This window comes from Pseudomonas sp. B13(2017) (genome assembly GCF_002113245.1).
GTDB lineage: Bacteria > Pseudomonadota > Gammaproteobacteria > Pseudomonadales > Pseudomonadaceae > Aquipseudomonas > Aquipseudomonas putida_Z.
In genome coordinates this window covers 58,893-76,842 of sequence record NZ_NEJX01000014.1, presented here as the reverse complement: position 1 = coordinate 76,842, position 17,950 = coordinate 58,893, and the positions used below count along the sequence as shown (strand labels likewise).

The following is a 17,950-nucleotide window of genomic DNA, read 5'->3' as shown; positions in this document are numbered from 1 at the left end:
GCGCTTTTCGTCGAACCCGTGGCATAGATGCAGGTCCACGTCTCTACGTGACCGTTTCGCGCCATTGAAGGAGATTCATGCATGAGCAAGCCCGCCTACGTGCCACCCAAGGTCTGGCGCAACGACGCAGCGTCCGGCGGCCAGTTCGCCAGCATCAACCGCCCGGTTGCCGGCCCGACTCACGACAAGGACCTGCCGCTGGGCAAGCACCCGCTGCAGCTGTACTCCCTGGCCACGCCCAATGGCGTCAAGGTCACCATCGCCCTCGAAGAGCTGCTCGCGCTGGGCCACCCGGGCGCCGAATATGATGCCTGGTTGATCCGCATTGGCGAGGGTGAGCAGTTCTCCAGCGGCTTCGTCCAGGTCAACCCCAACTCGAAGATCCCCGCCCTGCTCGACCGCAGCGTCGAGCCGCCGGTGCGGGTGTTCGAGTCGGGCTCGATCCTGCTGTACCTGGCGGAAAAGTTCGGTGCCTTGCTGCCGAAAGCGCCAGCTGCACGCACCGAAAGCCTGAACTGGCTGTTCTGGCAAATGGGCGCGGCGCCATACCTGGGCGGCGGCTTTGGCCACTTCTATGTGTATGCGCCGGAAAAGTTCGAGTACGCGATCAACCGCTTCACCATGGAAGCCAAGCGCCAGCTGGATGTGCTCGACCGGCGCCTGGCCGAAAGCCGCTACCTGGGCGGCGAGGAATACAGCATCGCCGACATTGCCGTGTGGCCCTGGTATGGCCAGCTGGTGCGCGGCAACCTGTATGGCGCGGCGGAGTTCCTGGCGGTGGACGAGTACCCGAATGTGCAGCGCTGGGCCGAGGAGATTGCCTTGCGCCCGGCGGTGCAGCGTGGCACACGGGTGAACCGGACCTGGGGGGATGAGGCCAGCCAGGTGCCGGAGCGGCATGCAGCGGCAGACCTGGACGGTTGACGCGGCCCCCTTGTGGGAGCGGCCTTGCGTCGCGAAAGGGGTGCGAAGCGCCCCCAGGGTCTTCGTATGACAGTGAAATAATTGGGGCCGCTTTGCGGCCCTATCGCGACACAAGGCCGCTCCTACAAGGTTTCGCGCCGGGCTTAAGAGGCTCGACAATGCCCGCCTGCAAAAAACCATTTGCCCCCGCGCAAACCTGCGCCGGCCAAGCCCTTCTTGTACACTCCTCGCATTAGCCCCCACCTGCACATTTTTTTGGTGAACGCATGATCGAGGTAACCGAGGTTTCCATTGCCGAGCTGCGCGACGCGCTCGAGTCGGGCCGCACGACGGCGGTCGAGCTGGTCCAGGCCTACCTGGCGCGCATCGATGCCTACGATGGCGCCGACACCGCCACTGCCCTGAACGCCGTGGTGGTGCGCAACCCCGAGGCGCTGAAAGAGGCCGAAGCCTCCGACGCCCGTCGCGCCAAAGGCCAGGTCCTGAGCCCGTTGGACGGCATCCCTTATACCGCCAAGGACAGCTACCTGGTCAAAGGCCTGACCGCTGCCTCCGGCAGCCCAGCCTTCAAGGACCTGGTGGCCCAGCGCGACGCCTTCACCATCGAACGCCTGCGCGCCGCCGGCGCCGTGTGCCTGGGCAAGACCAACATGCCGCCCATGGCCAACGGTGGCATGCAACGCGGCGTGTATGGCCGCGCCGAAAGCCCGTACAACGCCAACTACCTGACCGCACCGTTCGCCTCGGGCTCGTCCAACGGTGCCGGCACCGCCACCGCTGCCAGCTTCAGTGCCTTCGGCCTGGCCGAAGAAACCTGGTCCAGCGGCCGAGGCCCGGCGTCCAACAACGGCCTGTGCGCCTATACCCCGTCGCGTGGGGTGATTTCGGTGCGTGGCAACTGGCCGCTGACACCGACCATGGACGTGGTGGTGCCGTATGCCCGCACCATGGCCGACCTGCTGGAAATCCTTGACGTGGTCGTAGCCGACGACGCCGACAAGCGCGGCGACCTGTGGCGCCTGCAACCTTGGGTGCCAATCCCGGCGGCTTCGACGGTGCGCCCGGCTTCGTACCTGGACCTGGCCGTGGATGCCAGCGCGCTCAAGGGCAAGCGCTTTGGCGTGCCACGCATGTACATCAATGCCGATGCCGAGGCCGGTACTTCCGAGAAGCCTGGCATCGGCGGCCCGACTGGCCAGCGCATCAACACCCGCGCCACGGTGATCGACCTGTGGCAGCAGGCCCGTCAGGCACTGGAGGCGGCTGGTGCCGAAGTGCTGGAAGTGGACTTCCCGCTGGTGTCCAACTGCGAGGGCGACCGCCCGGGCGCACCGACCGTGTACAACCGCGGCATCGTCAGCAAGGAGTTCCTGCATGACGAGCTGTGGGAGCTGTCGGGGTGGGCCTTCGACGACTTCCTGCGCGCCAACGGTGACCCCAGGCTCAACCGCTTGGCCGATGTCGACGGGCCGCAGATCTTCCCCCACGACCCGGGCACCCTGCCCAACCGTGAGGACGACCTGGCCGCTGGCATGGACGAGTACGTCAACATGGCCAAGCGTGGCCTGAAGACCTGGGACCAGATCGAAACCCTGCCCGACGGCCTGCGCGGCCTGGAGCAGACCCGCAAGATCGACCTGGAAGACTGGATGGACAATCTGGGCCTGGACGCGGTGCTGTTCCCCACCGTGGCCGACGTGGGCCCGGCCGATGCCGACGTCAACCCGGCATCGGCGGACATCGCCTGGAGCAACGGCATCTGGGTGGCCAACGGCAACCTGGCGATCCGTCACCTGGGCGTGCCGACCGTGACCGTGCCGATGGGCGTTATGGCCGATATCGGCATGCCGGTGGGGCTGACCTTTGCTGGCCGGGCTTACAGCGACAATGCGCTGCTGAGCTTTGGTGCGGCCTTCGAGGCGACCGGGTCGCGGCGTATGATCCCACCGCGCACCCCGGCCCTGGGCTGAGGGTTAAAGGGGCCGCTTTTCGGCCCATTCGCGGGTAAACCCGCTCCCACAGGTTCACCACAGGTTTTGAATACCGTGGGGTCCCTGTGGGAGCGGGTTTACCCGCGAATGGGCCTGGAAAAGCAAATCGCCTAATTCAACTTTTTGTGTAAAAATACACAAAACGTTGATTTTACGATCTGCCATGCCTATCACCCCAAGCGAAGAACGCCAGCTCACCCTCACCGTCCTCAAGGCCGCCATCCAGGCGCTGGGCAGCGTTGCCGCGCGCAACATGGAAATCCTCCTGCACGACCTCGACCATCCGGAACACTCCGTGGTGGCGATCGTCAACGGCCACCTTTCCGGCCGCAGCGTCGGTAGCCCGATTCTCGCCGCCCCGGAACAAGACCAAGGTTTCAAGGCACTGATGCAGGCCTCGGCCGATCAGCACGGCTGTGAGCCGGTGGTGCTGCCCGATTACCCCACCACGCTGAAGGGCCGCACGCTGCGCAGCGCCACGGCCATCTTCCGTGACAGCAACGGCCACCCCTTCGCCAGCCTTTGCGTCAACACCGACGTCACCGGCCTGGATGCCGCCATGAACTTTCTTCAGCAGTTCCAACCGCTGGGGGCCACACCTGCCGTCAATGAACCCGCCGACATGGAACTGCTGATGAGCGAGATAATCCAGGCATCCCTGCAGCGCAGCGGCCAGGGGCGGATGAACAAGCAGGCCAAGGTCGAGGCCGTGCGAGTGATGCAGGAGCGTGGCCTGTTCATCGTCAAGGGCGGTGTGGAAAAGGCCGCCAGCGCCCTGGGTGTGACCCGCTACACCGTTTACAACTATCTCGAGCAACTGCGCGGAGCCAGCCAATGACCTTGCATATTCATACCCCCCTGATCGAATCCCGCCCGCTGTCACTGGCCGCAGGCAGCAACGTCTGGCTCAAGGTCGATGCACTGCAGCCCTGCGGCTCGTTCAAGCTGCGCGGCGTGGGCCACGCCTGTGAGGTGCACCATGCCCGTGGCGCGCGGCATTTCGTGTCTTCCTCGGGCGGCAACGCCGGCCTGGCAGTGGCCTATGCCGGGCGCAAGCTGGGCGTGCCGGTGACCGTGGTAGTGCCCGAGACCACCACCGAGCGGGCCAAGGACCTGCTGCGCCTGGAGGGCGCCAAGGTGGTGGTGCATGGCAGTTCCTGGCAGGAGGCCAACGCCCTGGCGCAGACCTTGGTCGGCCCGGATGACGCCTTCATTCACCCATTCGACGACCCGCTGCTGTGGGCCGGGCATGCCAGCCTGGTGGATGAAGTCGCCGAGGCCGGCGTGAAACCGGATGCCGTGGTGTTGTCGGTAGGCGGTGGTGGTTTGCTCAGTGGTGTGGTCGAGGGGCTACAGCGCAACGGCTGGGGCAATGTGCCAGTGCTGGCGGTGGAAACCGAGGGCGCGGCATCGCTGCATGCGGCCATGCAGGCGGGGCATTCAGTGGAGCTGGAACGGATTGCCTCGGTGGCGACCTCGTTGGGGGCCAAGCGTGTGGCTGACCAGGCGCTGGTGTGCGTGAAGGAGCATCCGGTGCACAGCCACCTGGTCACTGACCGCGCGGCGCTGGAGGCGTGCGAGCGGTTCCTGCTGGACCATCGCGTGCTGGTGGAGCCTGCCTGTGGGGCTGCTTTGGCGTTGGCCTATGCACCGGGCGCCCTGGCGCAGTACCAGAATGTGCTGGTGGTGGTTTGTGGCGGGGCTACCGCCACGCTGGAGCAGATCCAGGCGTGGTTGCAGCAGGTTGATTGAGGTTGCCTGTACCGGCCTCTTCGCGAGCTTGCCCGCTCCCACAGGTTTAGCGCGAGGCTCAGAAAATGCGCGGTTCCTGTGGGAGCGGGCAAGCCCGCGAACACCGGCGGAGCCGGTGCCATCCAATACAACACTCATCGGATTCTCCTTGCGGCACCCGGATGCTGATTACGATAGTCACATGCCGCTGTTCTACTGAGCCCGCCGCAACCGGAAAAATCCTCTCGCAACAGCGTCAACCACGACGAAATGCGTAACCCACCCTTTCGGTCTGCGGCAAGTGAAGGCACAATGCGTGTCCTTTTTTTGGCCGGCCTGGCCGGGGGCCTTTAAATGATCAAGACGCCGTACTACCTCATCGATAAAACCAAGCTGCTGGGCAACATGGAGAAGATCGCCTACGTGCGCGAACACTCCGGTGCCAAGGCGCTGCTCGCCCTCAAGTGCTTTGCCACCTGGTCGGTCTTCGACCTGATGCAACAGTACATGGACGGCACCACCTCTTCGTCGCTGTACGAGCTCAAGCTCGGCCGCCAGAAGTTCGCCGGCGAAACCCACGCCTACAGCGTGGCCTGGGCCGACGACGAGGTCGAGGAAATGCTCGAGAACTGCGACAAGATCATCTTCAACTCGATCGGCCAGCTGCAGCGCTTCGCCGAACAGTCCGAAGGCAAGGTCCGCGGCCTGCGCGTCAACCCGCAGGTCAGCAGCTCCGACTACCTGCTGGCAGACCCTGCCCGCCCGTTCAGCCGCCTGGGCGAATGGGACCCGGCCAAGGTCGAACAGGTGATCGAGCAGATCTCCGGCTTCATGTTCCACAACAACTGCGAAAACGGCGACTTCGGCCTGTTCGACAAGATGCTCACGCACATCGAAGAGCGCTTCGGTCACCTGCTGCACAAGGTCGAGTGGGTAAGCCTCGGTGGCGGCATCCACTTCACCGGTGAAGACTACGCGCTGGACGCCTTCTGCGCGCGCCTGAAAGCCTTCTCGGAAAAGTACGGCGTGCAGGTGTACCTGGAGCCGGGCGAAGCAGCCATCACCAACAGCGCCTCGCTGGAAGTGACCGTGCTCGACACCCTGTACAACGGCAAGCACCTGGCCGTGGTCGACAGCTCGATCGAAGCGCACATGCTCGACCTGCTGATCTACCGCCTCAACGCCAAGATGGCCCCCAACGACGGCGCGCACACCTATATGGTCTGCGGCAAGTCGTGCCTGGCCGGTGACATCTTCGGCGAATACCAATTCGATCGTCCGCTGACCATCGGTGATCGCCTGTCGTTCGTCGACGCGGCGGGTTACACCATGGTCAAGAAAAACTGGTTCAACGGTCTGAAAATGCCATCCATCGTGGTCAAGCAACTCGACGGCAGCGTCGAAGTGGTGCGCGAGTTCGGTTTCGAAGACTACGTTTCCAGCCTGTCGTAAGACCGGCTTTCAGTAAGGAGCAAGGGATAAATTGAAGAAGAACGTTCTTATCATTGGTGCAGGAGGTGTCGCCAAGGTGGTGGCCCACAAGTGCGCGCAGCATAACGACGAACTGGGTCGTATCGCCATCGCGTCACGGAACATCTCCAAATGCCAGGCCATCATCGACAGCGTCAAGGCCAAGGGTAGCCTCAAGGTACCCGCCGACATCCAGGCCTTCTCGCTCAATGCCCTCGATGTCGAGGCAACCAAAGCGCTGATCCGCGAGACCGAATCGCAGATCGTGATCAACGTTGGTTCCGCCTTCCTCAACATGTCGGTGCTGCGTGCCTGCATCGATACCGGTGTCGCCTATCTGGACACCGCCATCCACGAAGAGCCGGGCAAGATCTGCGAGACCCCGCCGTGGTACGGCAACTACGAGTGGAAACACCTCGAAGAGTGCCAGGCAAAGAACATTACCGCCATTCTCGGCGTCGGTTTCGACCCGGGTGTGGTGAACAGCTACGCCAAGCTGGCGCAGCAACAGTATTTCGACAGCATTGACTCGATCGACATCCTCGACGTCAATGCCGGTTCGCATGGCAAGTACTTCGCCACCAACTTCGACCCGGAAATCAACTTCCGCGAGTTTACCGGGCAAGTGTGGAGCTGGCAGAACAGCCAGTGGACCAGCAACACCATGTTCGAGGTCAAGCGTACCGACGACCTGCCGGTGGTAGGTTCGCAGAACCTGTACCTGACCGGCCACGATGAAGTTCACTCGATTTCGAAGAACCTCAACGTGCCGAACGTGCGTTTCTGGATGAGCTTCGGCGAGCACTACATCAACGTGTTCACCGTGCTGAAGAACCTGGGCCTGCTCTCCGAGCAACCGGTGAAAACCGCCGAAGGCCTGGAAGTGGTACCACTGAAAGTGGTCAAGGCCGTGCTGCCGGACCCAGCCTCGCTGGCCCCGGGCTACACCGGCAAGACCTGCATCGGTGACCTGGTCAAGGGCACCAAGGATGGCCAGCCGCGCGAAGTGTTCATCTACAACGTGGCCGACCACGAAGAAGCCTACGCCGAGACCGACAGCCAGGGCATTTCCTATACCGCGGGTGTACCGCCAGTGGCTGCCGCCCTGCTGGTCGCCCGTGGCGAGTGGGATGCCAAGCGCATGGTCAACGTCGAAGAGCTGCCAGCCGAGCCGTTCCTCAAGGCGCTGGATGTGATGGGCCTGCCGACCCGCGTCAAGGATGAAAAAGGCGATCGTCCCTGGGACGCTGAAGCCTAAGCAGCAAGACAGAGGGGGCGCCATCAAGGCGCCCCTTCTGCTTTTGCAGGCCCGGCCTCTTCGCGGGTGAACCCGCTCCCACAGGTATTTCACAGGTCTGTGGGAGCGGGTTCACCCGCGAAGAGGCCGGCACAGGCTGACCTCTACTTCCGAGCCTCCAGAATCAGGTTGAACGGCGTCTGCGTCGCCCGCCGGAACCGGCCGAAACCCGCCTCCTCGAACACCGCCCGCAACCGCGCTTCCCCCGCCTGCGCACCCAGCCCCAACCCCACCTCCTGCGACAACGAGTTCGGCGTGCAGATAAACGTCGACGCCGCATAGAACAAGCGCCCGACCGGTGTCAGGTTGCCCTCCAGCGAATCCTCGGCATAAGGCTCCACCAGCATCACCGTGCCGTCGGCCTTCAACGCACGGTAGGCATGCTTAGCAGCCCCCACCGGGTCGCCCATGTCGTGCAGGCAATCGAAGAAGCACACCAGGTCATGGTCATGCCCCGGGTAGTCCTTGGCGCTGGCCTGCTGGAAGCTGACCCGCCCCGCCAACCCCGCCTCGCGCGCACGCTCGTTGGCGGTGGCGATGGAAGGCCCGTGGTAGTCGTAGCCGACGAAGGTGGATGCCGGGAACGCCTGGGCCATGACCAGCGTGGAAGCGCCATGCCCACAGCCCACATCCGCCACCTTGGCGCCCGCCTGCAGCTTGGCCACCACGCCCTCCAGCGCCGGTAGCCATTCGGCCACCAGGAAGGTGCGGTAACCCGGCCGGAAGAACCGTTCGGTGCCGCTGAACATGCAGGGGTGATGGTCGCCCCAGGCCAGCCCGCCATCGCCGCGCATGGCCGCGACCAGCTTGTCCTTGTCATGGAACAGCGCGGCCACCACCGCCGCTCCACCGGCCATGTAGGCCGGCGAATCCTCCAGCGCCAGAGCCATGGCCTGCTCTTCGGGCAACACGAAACGGCCCTTGTCATGCACCATGTAGCCCGAGGCGGCCTGGGCGCTGAGCCATTCGCGCACCAGCCGCGGGTGGCAGCCGGTCTTTTCCGCCAGCGCCTCGGGGGTGGTCGGCTGGCTGTCGGCCATGGCCCGGTACAACCCCAACTCATCGCCAAGAATCACGTTGGCCAAGGTCGCCGCCGCGCCCATGTCGCCCACCAGCTTGCCCATGAAGTCGTGAAGCCTTGCCTCGTCCATGACCTGCCCTCCTCTGCAAAGAAGGCCATCGCCAGCGAGGGACATCCGCTCCGGGGAGGCGGTGGTCGGTTGAATGGTATGGGCCTGCCGAGCGTTACCCGATGCAGGCCACTTGTAAGTCTAGATGCCTTGATCAGAGGGCTTTGCCTGCCGGGCCAACTTTTCCAGCAGTACCTTGGCCAGCACCTTGTCCGAGAACGGGTTCTGCCCGGTGATCAGTTCGCGGTCCACCACCACATTCGGTTGCCAGGCCTTGGCATAGCCCATGTCGCCCCCTGCCATTGCCATGGCGTTGGCCGGGTAGAACAACAGCCGCTGATCCTTGAGCGAACCCTCGAACACCTGCTCCTCCGGGTCGGAGAAGATGGTCATCTTGTAACCCTTGTACAGCCAGTCATTGGCTGCCTGCTTTTCACCACGCGCCAGCGCCGACTGGTAGCTCGCCGGGTCCTGCTGGGCCGAGAGCAAGGCGATGGGGCCGTGGCAGATGGCGGCTGTGGGCTTGCCGGCCTGGTGGAAATGCCGCAGCAAGGCGCCCACGTCCGGGTTGTTGGCCAGGTCGATCAACGGCGCATGGCCGCCGGGGATGAACAGCCCGGCATAGCGGCCCAAGTCACCTGCCAGGACCTCTTTCACCGACAGGGTATCGTCAATGCCCGGCAGGCCTTGCACGACCTTCTCGATCCGGCGCATCTCCACCGCATCACCGGCAAAGTAGCGTGGGTCGATCGAACGCTGGTCGACGCTCGGGGCATTACCTTTGGGGGTTACCAGCACCAGCTTGTAGCCAGCCTTGAGCAACTGGTCGGCAGGCACGCCGAACTCGTTGAGGTAGTAGCCAGTGGCGTAGCGCTTGCCGTCCTGCAGCGGCAGCTGGTTCTCGCTGGACAACAGCACCAGCACCTCTCCCTTGGGCGCAGCGTGGGCGCCAGCGGCAAGCAGGGTGCTGGCAACAGCCAGGGCAAGCCGGGACATCTTGGTCATGCAACAATCTCCTGATCAGGCAAAAAGAGCCGTCCGATCATGTCGGCGGGATGCGTTCATGCTAATGGCAAGGCTATGATTCGATAATTCGAAAGCTCTCATGTCTGCGATCCAGAAAATGAATATCTCCAGCAAGGACCTCAACCTGCTGTACCTGTTCCATGTGCTGTATCAGGAACGCAACGCCACACTCGCCGCCCAGCGCATGGCGCTGAGCCAGCCCGCCCTCAGCCACAAGCTCAACAAGCTGCGCCATCAGTTTGGCGACCCGCTGTTCGTCCGCGCGCCCAGGGGCCTGACCCCGACGCCACGCGCCCACGAACTGGCGCCCGAGGTAGAACGCCTGGTAGTGGGCCTGGAGGGCTTCTATGAACGCTGCGAAGGGCAGGACTTCCTCACCCGCCCTGCCCGCCTGCACCTGTACAGCACCGATTTTGTAGAGCAGACGCTGTTGCCCAGGCTGCTGCCGATCCTGCGCAGCCAGGCGCCGAACCTGACGCTGGTCACCCACAACACCCGTGGCCAGCTGCCTCGCGAAGAACTGGAGAAAGGCACCTGTGACCTGGCCGTTGCCGGGTTCTACACCGACCTGCCGGAAACCTTCCACCAACAGCGCCTGCTCAGCGAACACTTGGTAGTGCTGGCCTCGCGCAGCCATTCCGGCCTGGAAAACGGCCTGGGCCTGGATACCTTCCTCGCCAGCGACCACCTGCTCACCACCCTCACCGGCGACCTCGATGGCCTGGTCGACCGCGCCTTGCGCAGCCAGGGCATGCAACGACGGGTCGTGGCTGGCCTGTCGAGCTTCGTGGCCCCCACGCGCCTGCTGCGCGGCACCGACCTGCTGCTCACCTGCCTGAGCTCGCTGGCTATCGAAGCCACCGAGCGTGATGACGACCTGCGCATGTACCCGCTGCCGCTGACATTGCCCGCAATCGAGGTGATGCAGATATGGCATGAACGCACCCACGCCGACCCCTTGCGGCGCTGGTTCCGCCAGCAGCTGTGGAACGTCGCCCAGGAAGCAGCGGCCTGCGCAAGTAACAATATCTAAACAACGTTGTGACATTTTTTTTCAGCTTTCTCGCCAAGGAGCTGTCAAATGAAGGTCACAGTTTTCGGTACCGGCTATGTCGGCCTCACCCAGGCAGTGTGCCTGGCCCAGGTGGGGCACTCGGTGTTGTGCATGGATGTCGACGCCGAGCGGGTCGCCAGCCTCAATGCAGGCCATTGCCCGATCTTCGAACCCGGCCTTGCGCCGATGCTGGAGAAGAACCTGGCCTGCGGTCGCCTGCGTTTCACCACCGACGCCAGCGAAGCGGCCAACTACGCCAGGTTGCAGTTCATTGCCGTCGGCACCCCGGCACAGGCCGATGGCAGCGCCGACCTGAAGCACGTGTTTGCCGTGGTCGACAGCATCCTCGAACATGCCGACGGCCCCAAGCTGATCGTCAACAAATCCACCGCGCCGGTCGGCACGGTGCACCGCATCAAGGCGCGCATCGCCCAGGCCGTGGCCGATACCAGCCGCTTCCACGTCGTCAGCAACCCCGAGTTCCTCAAGGAAGGCTCGGCAGTTGATGACTGCATGCGCCCGGAGCGCATCATCATCGGTGGCGCGGAACCTGCTGATGTAGAGCTGCTGCGCGAGCTGTACCTGCCGTTCAGCCGCAACCGCGAAAAGCTCATGGTCATGGATGCGCGCAGCGCCGAGCTGACCAAGTACGCGGCCAACTGCATGCTGGCGACCAAGATCTCGTTCATCAACGAGATCGCCAACCTGGCCGAGCACCTGGGCGCCGACATCGAAATGGTACGCCGCGGCATCGGTTCGGACCCGCGCATCGGCTACGACTTCATCTATGCCGGCTGCGGTTTTGGCGGCTCGTGCTTCCCCAAGGACCTGCAAGCCCTGCGCCGCAGCGCCGAGGCCGAAGGCTTCGAGCCGCAGCTGCTGCGTGCGGTGGAATCGGTCAACGAGCAGCAAAAGGGCCGGCTGTTCAGCAAGATCCAGCGCCACTACCCACGCGGCCTGCGGGGCAAGGTCTTCGCCTTGTGGGGGCTGTCGTTCAAGCCCAATACCAATGATATCCGCGAGGCCTCCAGCCGGGTCCTGCTGGAAGCGCTGTGGGCCGCCGGCGCGCGGGTGCAGGCCCATGACCCGCAGGCCATGGAAGAAATCCAGCGGCACTATGGTCCGCGCGCCGACCTGCAACTGGTGCCATGCAAGGACGATGCATTGCGCGGCGCCGATGCCCTGGTGATCGTCACCGAATGGCAGGACTACCGCGTGCTCAACCTGGACAAGGTGCCGCAACAGCTGGCCGACCGGGTGGTGTTCGACGGGCGCAACCTGTTCGAACCCGAACACATGGCCGCCGCCGGCCTGACTTATTACGGCATCGGCCGTGGCCAGGTGCAGCCAGCATGCCCGTACTGATTACCGGCGTGGCCGGCTTCATCGGCTACCACGTTGCGCGGCGCCTGTGCGAAGCAGGCATCGAGGTGGTCGGCATCGACAACCTCAATGCCTACTACAGCGTCCAGCTGAAGCTGGCGCGCCTGCAGCAGCTGTTCGGCTTTGCCAATTTCCGCTTCCACACCCTCGACATCGCCCACCCGAGCGAACTGCAACAGCTGTTCGCCGGCCAGGCGTTCAGTGAGGTGATCCACCTGGCGGCCCAGGCCGGTGTGCGCTATTCGCTGGACAACCCCGGCGCCTATGGCCAGGCCAACCTGGTCGGCTTTCTCAACATCCTCGAGGCCTGCCGCCAGCAGCCGCCCCGCCACCTGATCTACGCCTCCAGCAGTTCGGTGTACGGCGCCAACGCCAAGCTGCCGTTCAGCGTCGACGACCCAGTCGAGCAACCGTTGTCGCTGTATGCCGCCAGCAAGCGCGCCAATGAACTGATGGCGCACAGCTACGCACACCTGTACCAGCTGCCGACCACCGGCCTGCGCTTCTTTACCGTATACGGCCCCTGGGGCCGCCCCGACATGGCGCCGTTCAAGTTCACCCGCGCCATGCTCGAGGGCCGGCCGATCGAGGTCTACAACAACGGCCTGATGGGGCGCGACTTCACCTACATCGACGACATCGTCGAGAGCATTGTGCGCCTGCGCCTGAAGCCGCCACTGCCGGCCGAGGGGCAACCGCCCTGCCAGCTGTTCAACATCGGCCGAGGCCAGCCGGTACGCCTGCTGCACTTCGTCGAATGCCTGGAGCATGCCTTGGGCATCAAGGCCCGACGCGACTACCTGCCGCTGCAAGCAGGTGATGTGCTGGAAACCTGGGCCGACGTCGGCTCGCTGGCACGCTGGATCGACTACACCCCCGGCACATCGCTGGAACACGGCGTCAACGCCTTCGTTGGCTGGTACCGGGATTTCTACCGGGTCTGAGCCGCGCAATCACAACAAGATTACAGGTAGCCTCATGACAGATCCACTTGACCTCTCGGTGCTCATTCCCGCCAGGAACGAGGTCGACAACCTGCCGTCACTCTTGATGGAAATACGCATCGCGCTGGCGGCTGAAGACCATGAAGTACTGGTGGTCGATGACGGCAGCAGCGACCGCACCCTGAGCGTACTGCTGCAACTGAAAAGCCAGGGCTACACGCAACTGCGCATCCTCCGTCACGAGCGCTCGCTGGGCCAGAGCACCTCGCTGTGGCATGCCGCCCAGGCGGCGCGCGGGCGCTGGCTGGCGACCCTGGACGGTGACGGCCAGAACGACCCGGCGGACATCCCCGGCATGCTGGCCCTGGTGCGCGCCAACCAGGACCTGGCCGGCGGCGTCAAGCTGGTGGCCGGGCACCGGGTCAACCGCCGCGACAGCGCCAGCAAACGCTGGGCGTCGCGGCTTGCCAACGGCCTGCGCAGCCGCTTGCTCAAGGACGCCACGCCAGACACCGGCTGCGGGCTGAAACTGATCGAACGCGCGGCCTTCCTGCGCCTGCCCTACTTCGACCACATGCACCGCTTCATCCCGGCGCTGATCCTGCGCCACAACGGCCGCATGCTGGTGCACCCGGTCAACCACCGGCCACGTCAGGCCGGGGTGTCCAAGTACGGCAACCTGGACCGCGCCCTGGTCGGCATCCTCGACCTGTTCGGGGTCTGGTGGCTGATCCGGCGCACCCGCCTGGACACGCGCCCCCAGGAGTTCGAAGGATGACCCGCGAAACCCTGTGGCTGGTCATCGGTTTCGCCGGCCAGGCCGTATTTACCGGGCGCTTCGTGTTGCAGTGGCTGTACAGCGAGTTCAAGCGCCGCAGCGTGATCCCGGTGGGTTTCTGGTACCTGAGCATGCTCGGCAGCGCGCTGCTGCTGACCTACGCCATCTATCGCCAGGACCCGGTGTTCATCATCGGCCAGAGCTTCGGCTTCCTGGTCTACCTGCGCAACCTGCAGCTGATCGCTCGCCACCAGGAACAGAAGGAATAGCCCTTGCCAAGGTTCAACACGCTCGGGGCCGAACGCCTGGCCCTGATTGCCCTCGCGGTGTTGCTGGTGGGCGCGGGTATCGGCTGGCGCCAGCCGATGAACGTGGATGAAGAACGCTTTCTCGGCGTCGCCCTGGAAATGCTGCAGAGCGGCAACTGGTTCATCCCCCACCGGGCGGCGGAAATCTACGGCGACAAGCCGCCGCTGTTCATGTGGACCGTGGCCCTGTTCAGCCACCTCACCGGCTCGCCCAAGGTTGCCCTGTACCTGCCAGGGCTGCTGTCGGCGGCGACCATTACCTGGGTGCTGCATGACCTGGGGCGGCGCCTGTGGAACCGGCGCATCGGCGTGATCGCCGCCTTGCTGTTCCTGGCCACCTACCAGAGCTACAGCATCCTGCGCACCGGGCAGATCGACAGCTTCCTGTGCCTATGGGTGGCACTGGGTTTCTACGGCATGCTGCGCCACTTGCTGCTCGGGCCGGCCTGGGGCTGGTTCTACCTGGCCTGCGCGGCCATGGGCATGGGCATTATCAGCAAGGGCGTGGGCTTTGTCCCGGCGCTGCTACTGCTGCCCTATGCCTGGGCGGTGCGCCACCGCTGGCACGGGGTGGTGGCCATGCCCGGCCAGGGTTGGCGCTGGAGCCTGGGGCTGGCGTGGCTGCTGGCCGGTTGCGCGGTGTGGCTGCTGCCATTGCTGGTTTCGATCGCCCATGGTGGTGGCGCGGCGGAGCTGGCCTACCTGAAGGAAATACTCCTGCGCCAGACCGCCAGCCGCTATGCCAATGCCTGGGACCATCGCGAACCGTTCTGGTACTTCTTCGTCAAGGTCATCCCAAAATACTGGCTGCCACTGGTGCTGGCCCTGCCCTGGCTGGTACCGGCCTGGCGCCGGCAGCTGCAAAAACGCGACGCGCGCTTTCTGCTGCTGCTCGGCTGGGTGGTGCTGGTGCTGTTGTTTTTCAGCCTCAGCAGCGGCAAGCGCAAGCTGTATATCTTCCCGGCGCTGCCGGGCCTGGTGCTGGCCATCGCGCCGCTGCTGCCGTGGCTGCTCAAGCGCTGGCTGCAGCGCCGGCCAGCCTGGCGCAAGGCGTTCACTGCCGTGGCCCTGGCATGGTTCGCGCTGTGGTTCGCACGCGGCTTCGTCGAGCCGCTGAAGGAAGGCCGCAACCCGCATGAAACATTGATGAGTGAAGCCGCACGGGCCACCGGCGGCGCCGAGTTGGTGCTGGTCAACTGGCGCGAGGGGCATTGGCTGTTTGCCCGGCAACCCATCGTGCACTTCGGTTTCACCGGCCAGCCCAGGGCGGACACGGCCGCTTACTGGCTGCGCCACAACCCCACGGCCTTCGCCCTGGTACCGGCTTCGGAGCTGGGCCGCTGCTTCAGTGCCGACAAGGCACGCAGGCTGGGCGAGACCTCGCGCGCAGAGTGGTATGTGGTCGGTGCCGATGCCGATAACGGCCAGTGCCAGGCCACGGCCCCCAGCCACGTCTACCACTTCGCCTGGACGGGCTCGCCTTAGTGCCTCCAACGTTTCTGCAGGACTTCGCGGGCACGCTTGCTCCCAAAGGTTTGGCGCTGAGCTCAAGCTACGCGCTATCCCTGTGGGAGCGGCCTTGTGTCGCGAAAGGGCTGCAAAGCAGCCCCAGCAATTTCAACTATTGCGCATCAATTCTGGGGCCGCGTTGCGGCCCTTTCGCGACACAAGGCCGCTCCCACAGGGGATCGCGCCACTTTTTCGGGGGCAGTCCAGGTTCCTGCCCGCCAAGGTAGTCGGGCATGGCCGGCGCACAATCGCTTGCAATCCGTCACATCTCAAAATACTGTATGAATATTCAGTATCACAGGTCAGCCCCATGCAACTCATCGCCAAACTCGGCATCCTTGCCGATGCTGCCAAGTACGACGCATCCTGCGCCAGCAGCGGCGCGCCCAAGCGCAACTCGCGCGGGGCTGATGGCCTGGGTGCTACCAATGGCATGGGCATCTGCCACAGCTACACTCCCGACGGGCGCTGCGTCTCGCTGCTCAAGGTGCTACTGACCAACTTTTGCCTCTACGACTGCCAGTACTGCGTCAACCGTCGCTCAAGCAACGTGCCACGCGCGCGCTTCAGCCCCGAGGAAGTGGTCCGGCTGACCCTGGACTTCTACCGGCGCAACTGCATCAGCGGCCTGTTCCTCAGCTCCGGCATCATCCGGTCTGCTGACTACACCATGGAGCAGTTGATCCGCGTGGCGAAGCTGTTGCGCGAAGAGCACGACTTCCGTGGCTACATCCACCTCAAGACCATCCCCGATGCCGACCCGTTGCTGATCGAAGAGGCCGGGCGCCTGGCAGACCGGCTCAGCGTCAACATCGAGCTGCCGACCGACGCCAGCCTGAAACGCCTGGCACCGGAGAAACAGGCGCACACCATTCGCCAGGCCATGGGCGTGATTCACCAAGGCCAGCAAGCCGTGGCCCACGAACCCAAGGCGCCGCGCTTTACCCCGGCCGGGCAAAGCACCCAGGTGATCGTAGGGGCCGACAGCACCGATGACAGCACATTGCTGCGCAATGCCGAATCGCTGTACCAAGGCTACGGCCTCAAGCGCGTGTATTACTCCGCCTTCAGCCCCATCCCTGACAGCCCCGGCAGCGTCCCCCTGGCCGCACCACCGCTGCTGCGCGAGCACCGCCTGTACCAGGCTGACTTCCTGCTACGTGGCTATGGCTACAAGGCCGGCGAGCTGCTGGGCCAGAGCGGCAACCTGGCACTGGACATCGACCCCAAGCTGGCCTGGGCGCTGGCCAACCGCGAAGTATTCCCGCTGGACGTGAACCGTGCCGAGCCGGCGCTACTGGCGCGCATCCCCGGCATCGGCCTGCGCAGCGTGCAGCGCCTGGTAGCCCTGCGACGCGAACGGCGCATTCGCTACGATGACCTGATCCAGCTGCGCTGCGTGCTGGACAAGGCGCGGCCGTTCATTGTCACCAGCGACTACCGCCCGGCCCAGGCCGAGCTGCGCAGCGGCCTGCTGAGGGCGCGCTTGCGTGAGCCGCAGGCGCCGGTGCAGATGGGCTTGTGGGGATGATCGCGCTCGACTGCGATGGCCTGTTCGCCACCTGGCGTGACCAGGCCCGGGTGTTGTTGGGGCATGGCATCGACCCGTCGGAGGTGACCTGGGCGCAAGGGCCGGTGGCTGATTTGCTGGCCGTACCGACAGCGCTGCCGGAAGGCTCCGGTCCTTTTCGCGCCAAGGTGCCAGCGGCGCTGTTGAGCCAGCTGGAACAGGCCGCCCGCTACCGTGGCGAGCACCGCTGGAACCTGCTTTACGAGGTACTTTGGCGGGTGGCCCATGGCGACCGCACTGCAATGCTGGCGGGTGACCGACTGGGCAGCGAGCTGCAAAGACGGATCAAGCAGGTCAATCGCGAAGCGCACCACCTGCATGCGTTTGTACGCTTCGTGCCACTACCCGAAGTATTGGCTGAACAGCTGCAACTCGACCTGGTGGCCTATCACGAGCCGGCGCATGACATTCTGGAAAGCGCCAGTGCGCATTTCGCCGACCGCCTGGGGCGTTTGCGCTGGATGATTGCCACGGCGCACGACGGCATACGCTTCGACGGCCAGGCATTCGACTACCAGCGCCAGTGCCCCGAGCCCTGGCGCCAGTGGGCCCGCAACGCCGAAGACCCTGGCGCCGAATTGTGGCGCACCTACTATCGCCATACCTTCAACCCTGCCCGCCTCAACCCCGACGCCTTGCGCCTGCACATGCCCGGGCGGTTCTGGCGACATTTGCCGGAGGGCATGCTGATTCCGCAGCTCGAAGGCCTGGCTCGGCAAGGCAAGCAACGGGATGGCCAAGCCCTGGAAGTCGCCTCCCAGGCTGGCAAACAGATCAGCAAGCCCACACGGTAGTTGCGTATTCGCAAACCTTGATCAGTGGGGATTTCTTCGCG

16 protein-coding genes are annotated in these 17,950 nt (G+C 64.5%); 14 read left to right on the top strand and 2 right to left on the bottom strand.

Annotated features, from left to right (window positions below; translation table 11 throughout):
• Positions 1 to 81 precede the first annotated feature (81 nt).
• The 6 genes from yghU to CAG44_RS18305 all read left to right on the top strand — a co-directional run bounded on the left by yghU (position 82) and on the right by CAG44_RS18305 (position 7,374).
• Positions 82 to 924, top strand: a complete 843-nt coding sequence (gene yghU, locus CAG44_RS18330) for a glutathione-dependent disulfide-bond oxidoreductase (RefSeq protein WP_085692698.1) — start codon at positions 82 to 84, stop codon at positions 922 to 924.
• A gap of 266 nt (positions 925 to 1,190) precedes the next feature.
• Positions 1,191 to 2,894, top strand: a complete 1,704-nt coding sequence (locus CAG44_RS18325) for an amidase (RefSeq protein WP_075045118.1) — start codon at positions 1,191 to 1,193, stop codon at positions 2,892 to 2,894.
• A gap of 184 nt (positions 2,895 to 3,078) precedes the next feature.
• Positions 3,079 to 3,753 (top strand): transcriptional regulator, encoded by a 675-nt coding sequence (locus CAG44_RS18320; RefSeq protein ID WP_085616524.1) that lies wholly within the window; start codon positions 3,079 to 3,081, stop codon positions 3,751 to 3,753.
• Entirely contained in the window at positions 3,750 to 4,667 is a 918-nt protein-coding gene (locus tag CAG44_RS18315) for a pyridoxal-phosphate dependent enzyme (protein WP_085692697.1), read from the top strand. Before CAG44_RS18320 ends, CAG44_RS18315 begins: the two co-directional genes overlap by 4 nt.
• A gap of 333 nt (positions 4,668 to 5,000) precedes the next feature.
• Positions 5,001 to 6,098 (top strand): carboxynorspermidine decarboxylase, encoded by a 1,098-nt coding sequence (gene nspC / locus CAG44_RS18310; RefSeq protein ID WP_085692696.1) that lies wholly within the window; start codon positions 5,001 to 5,003, stop codon positions 6,096 to 6,098.
• Positions 6,099 to 6,129: 31 nt separating this feature from the next.
• Complete coding sequence (locus tag CAG44_RS18305; RefSeq protein WP_003248123.1) at positions 6,130 to 7,374, top strand: saccharopine dehydrogenase family protein; 1,245 nt, start codon at positions 6,130 to 6,132, stop codon at positions 7,372 to 7,374.
• 143 nt (positions 7,375 to 7,517) lie between these two features.
• Here the strand turns inward: CAG44_RS18305 and CAG44_RS18300 are convergent, their stop codons facing one another.
• Both CAG44_RS18300 and CAG44_RS18295 read right to left on the bottom strand, forming a co-directional pair.
• Positions 7,518 to 8,564 (bottom strand): class I SAM-dependent methyltransferase, encoded by a 1,047-nt coding sequence (locus CAG44_RS18300; protein ID WP_075045114.1) that lies wholly within the window; start codon positions 8,562 to 8,564, stop codon positions 7,518 to 7,520.
• A 120-nt stretch (positions 8,565 to 8,684) separates the two neighbouring features.
• Entirely contained in the window at positions 8,685 to 9,548 is an 864-nt protein-coding gene (locus CAG44_RS18295) for a type 1 glutamine amidotransferase domain-containing protein (RefSeq protein WP_085692695.1), read from the bottom strand.
• Between the two features lie 118 nt (positions 9,549 to 9,666).
• On the opposite strand from CAG44_RS18295, the gene CAG44_RS18290 reads away from it, so the two are divergent.
• The 8 genes from CAG44_RS18290 to CAG44_RS18250 all read left to right on the top strand — a co-directional run bounded on the left by CAG44_RS18290 (position 9,667) and on the right by CAG44_RS18250 (position 17,909).
• A complete protein-coding gene (locus CAG44_RS18290) occupies positions 9,667 to 10,602 on the top strand; it encodes a LysR substrate-binding domain-containing protein (protein ID WP_085692749.1) in 936 nt (311 codons plus the stop codon).
• Positions 10,603 to 10,650: 48 nt separating this feature from the next.
• The gene (locus CAG44_RS18285) at positions 10,651 to 11,988 is read left to right on the top strand and encodes a UDP-glucose/GDP-mannose dehydrogenase family protein (protein WP_085692694.1); all 1,338 of its coding nucleotides are present in this window, start codon (positions 10,651 to 10,653) and stop codon (positions 11,986 to 11,988) included.
• Positions 11,976 to 12,950 (top strand): NAD-dependent epimerase/dehydratase family protein, encoded by a 975-nt coding sequence (locus tag CAG44_RS18280; RefSeq protein ID WP_075045111.1) that lies wholly within the window; start codon positions 11,976 to 11,978, stop codon positions 12,948 to 12,950. Before CAG44_RS18285 ends, CAG44_RS18280 begins: the two co-directional genes overlap by 13 nt.
• 34 nt (positions 12,951 to 12,984) lie before the next feature.
• On the top strand, positions 12,985 to 13,728 hold the full coding sequence (locus CAG44_RS18275; RefSeq protein ID WP_075045110.1) for a glycosyltransferase family 2 protein: 744 nt from the start codon (positions 12,985 to 12,987) through the stop codon (positions 13,726 to 13,728).
• A complete protein-coding gene (locus CAG44_RS18270; protein WP_025338958.1) occupies positions 13,725 to 13,997 on the top strand; it encodes a lipid-A-disaccharide synthase N-terminal domain-containing protein in 273 nt (90 codons plus the stop codon). Before CAG44_RS18275 ends, CAG44_RS18270 begins: the two co-directional genes overlap by 4 nt.
• 3 nt (positions 13,998 to 14,000) lie before the next feature.
• Positions 14,001 to 15,521 (top strand): glycosyltransferase family 39 protein, encoded by a 1,521-nt coding sequence (locus CAG44_RS18265; RefSeq protein WP_085692693.1) that lies wholly within the window; start codon positions 14,001 to 14,003, stop codon positions 15,519 to 15,521.
• Positions 15,522 to 15,855: 334 nt separating this feature from the next.
• The gene (locus CAG44_RS18255) at positions 15,856 to 17,076 is read left to right on the top strand and encodes a putative DNA modification/repair radical SAM protein (protein ID WP_075045108.1); all 1,221 of its coding nucleotides are present in this window, start codon (positions 15,856 to 15,858) and stop codon (positions 17,074 to 17,076) included.
• Positions 17,067 to 17,909: a TIGR03915 family putative DNA repair protein gene (locus CAG44_RS18250; RefSeq protein WP_025338955.1), complete on the top strand. Its 843-nt coding sequence runs from the start codon at positions 17,067 to 17,069 to the stop codon at positions 17,907 to 17,909. Before CAG44_RS18255 ends, CAG44_RS18250 begins: the two co-directional genes overlap by 10 nt.
• Positions 17,910 to 17,950 lie beyond the last annotated feature (41 nt).

What these genes read in the sequence shown, in the direction of transcription:
- yghU (WP_085692698.1), top strand. Translation starts at nt 82, where the DNA reads ATGAGCAAGCCCGCCTACGTGCCACCCAAGGTCTGGCGCAACGACGCA.
- CAG44_RS18325 (WP_075045118.1), top strand. Translation starts at nt 1,191, where the DNA reads ATGATCGAGGTAACCGAGGTTTCCATTGCCGAGCTGCGCGACGCGCTC.
- CAG44_RS18320 (WP_085616524.1), top strand. Translation starts at nt 3,079, where the DNA reads ATGCCTATCACCCCAAGCGAAGAACGCCAGCTCACCCTCACCGTCCTC.
- CAG44_RS18315 (WP_085692697.1), top strand. Translation starts at nt 3,750, where the DNA reads ATGACCTTGCATATTCATACCCCCCTGATCGAATCCCGCCCGCTGTCA.
- nspC (WP_085692696.1), top strand. Translation starts at nt 5,001, where the DNA reads ATGATCAAGACGCCGTACTACCTCATCGATAAAACCAAGCTGCTGGGC.
- CAG44_RS18300 (WP_075045114.1), bottom strand. Translation starts at nt 8,564, where the DNA reads ATGGACGAGGCAAGGCTTCACGACTTCATGGGCAAGCTGGTGGGCGAC.
- CAG44_RS18295 (WP_085692695.1), bottom strand. Translation starts at nt 9,548, where the DNA reads ATGACCAAGATGTCCCGGCTTGCCCTGGCTGTTGCCAGCACCCTGCTT.
- CAG44_RS18290 (WP_085692749.1), top strand. Translation starts at nt 9,667, where the DNA reads ATGAATATCTCCAGCAAGGACCTCAACCTGCTGTACCTGTTCCATGTG.
- CAG44_RS18285 (WP_085692694.1), top strand. Translation starts at nt 10,651, where the DNA reads ATGAAGGTCACAGTTTTCGGTACCGGCTATGTCGGCCTCACCCAGGCA.
- CAG44_RS18280 (WP_075045111.1), top strand. Translation starts at nt 11,976, where the DNA reads ATGCCCGTACTGATTACCGGCGTGGCCGGCTTCATCGGCTACCACGTT.
- CAG44_RS18275 (WP_075045110.1), top strand. Translation starts at nt 12,985, where the DNA reads ATGACAGATCCACTTGACCTCTCGGTGCTCATTCCCGCCAGGAACGAG.
- CAG44_RS18270 (WP_025338958.1), top strand. Translation starts at nt 13,725, where the DNA reads ATGACCCGCGAAACCCTGTGGCTGGTCATCGGTTTCGCCGGCCAGGCC.
- CAG44_RS18255 (WP_075045108.1), top strand. Translation starts at nt 15,856, where the DNA reads ATGCAACTCATCGCCAAACTCGGCATCCTTGCCGATGCTGCCAAGTAC.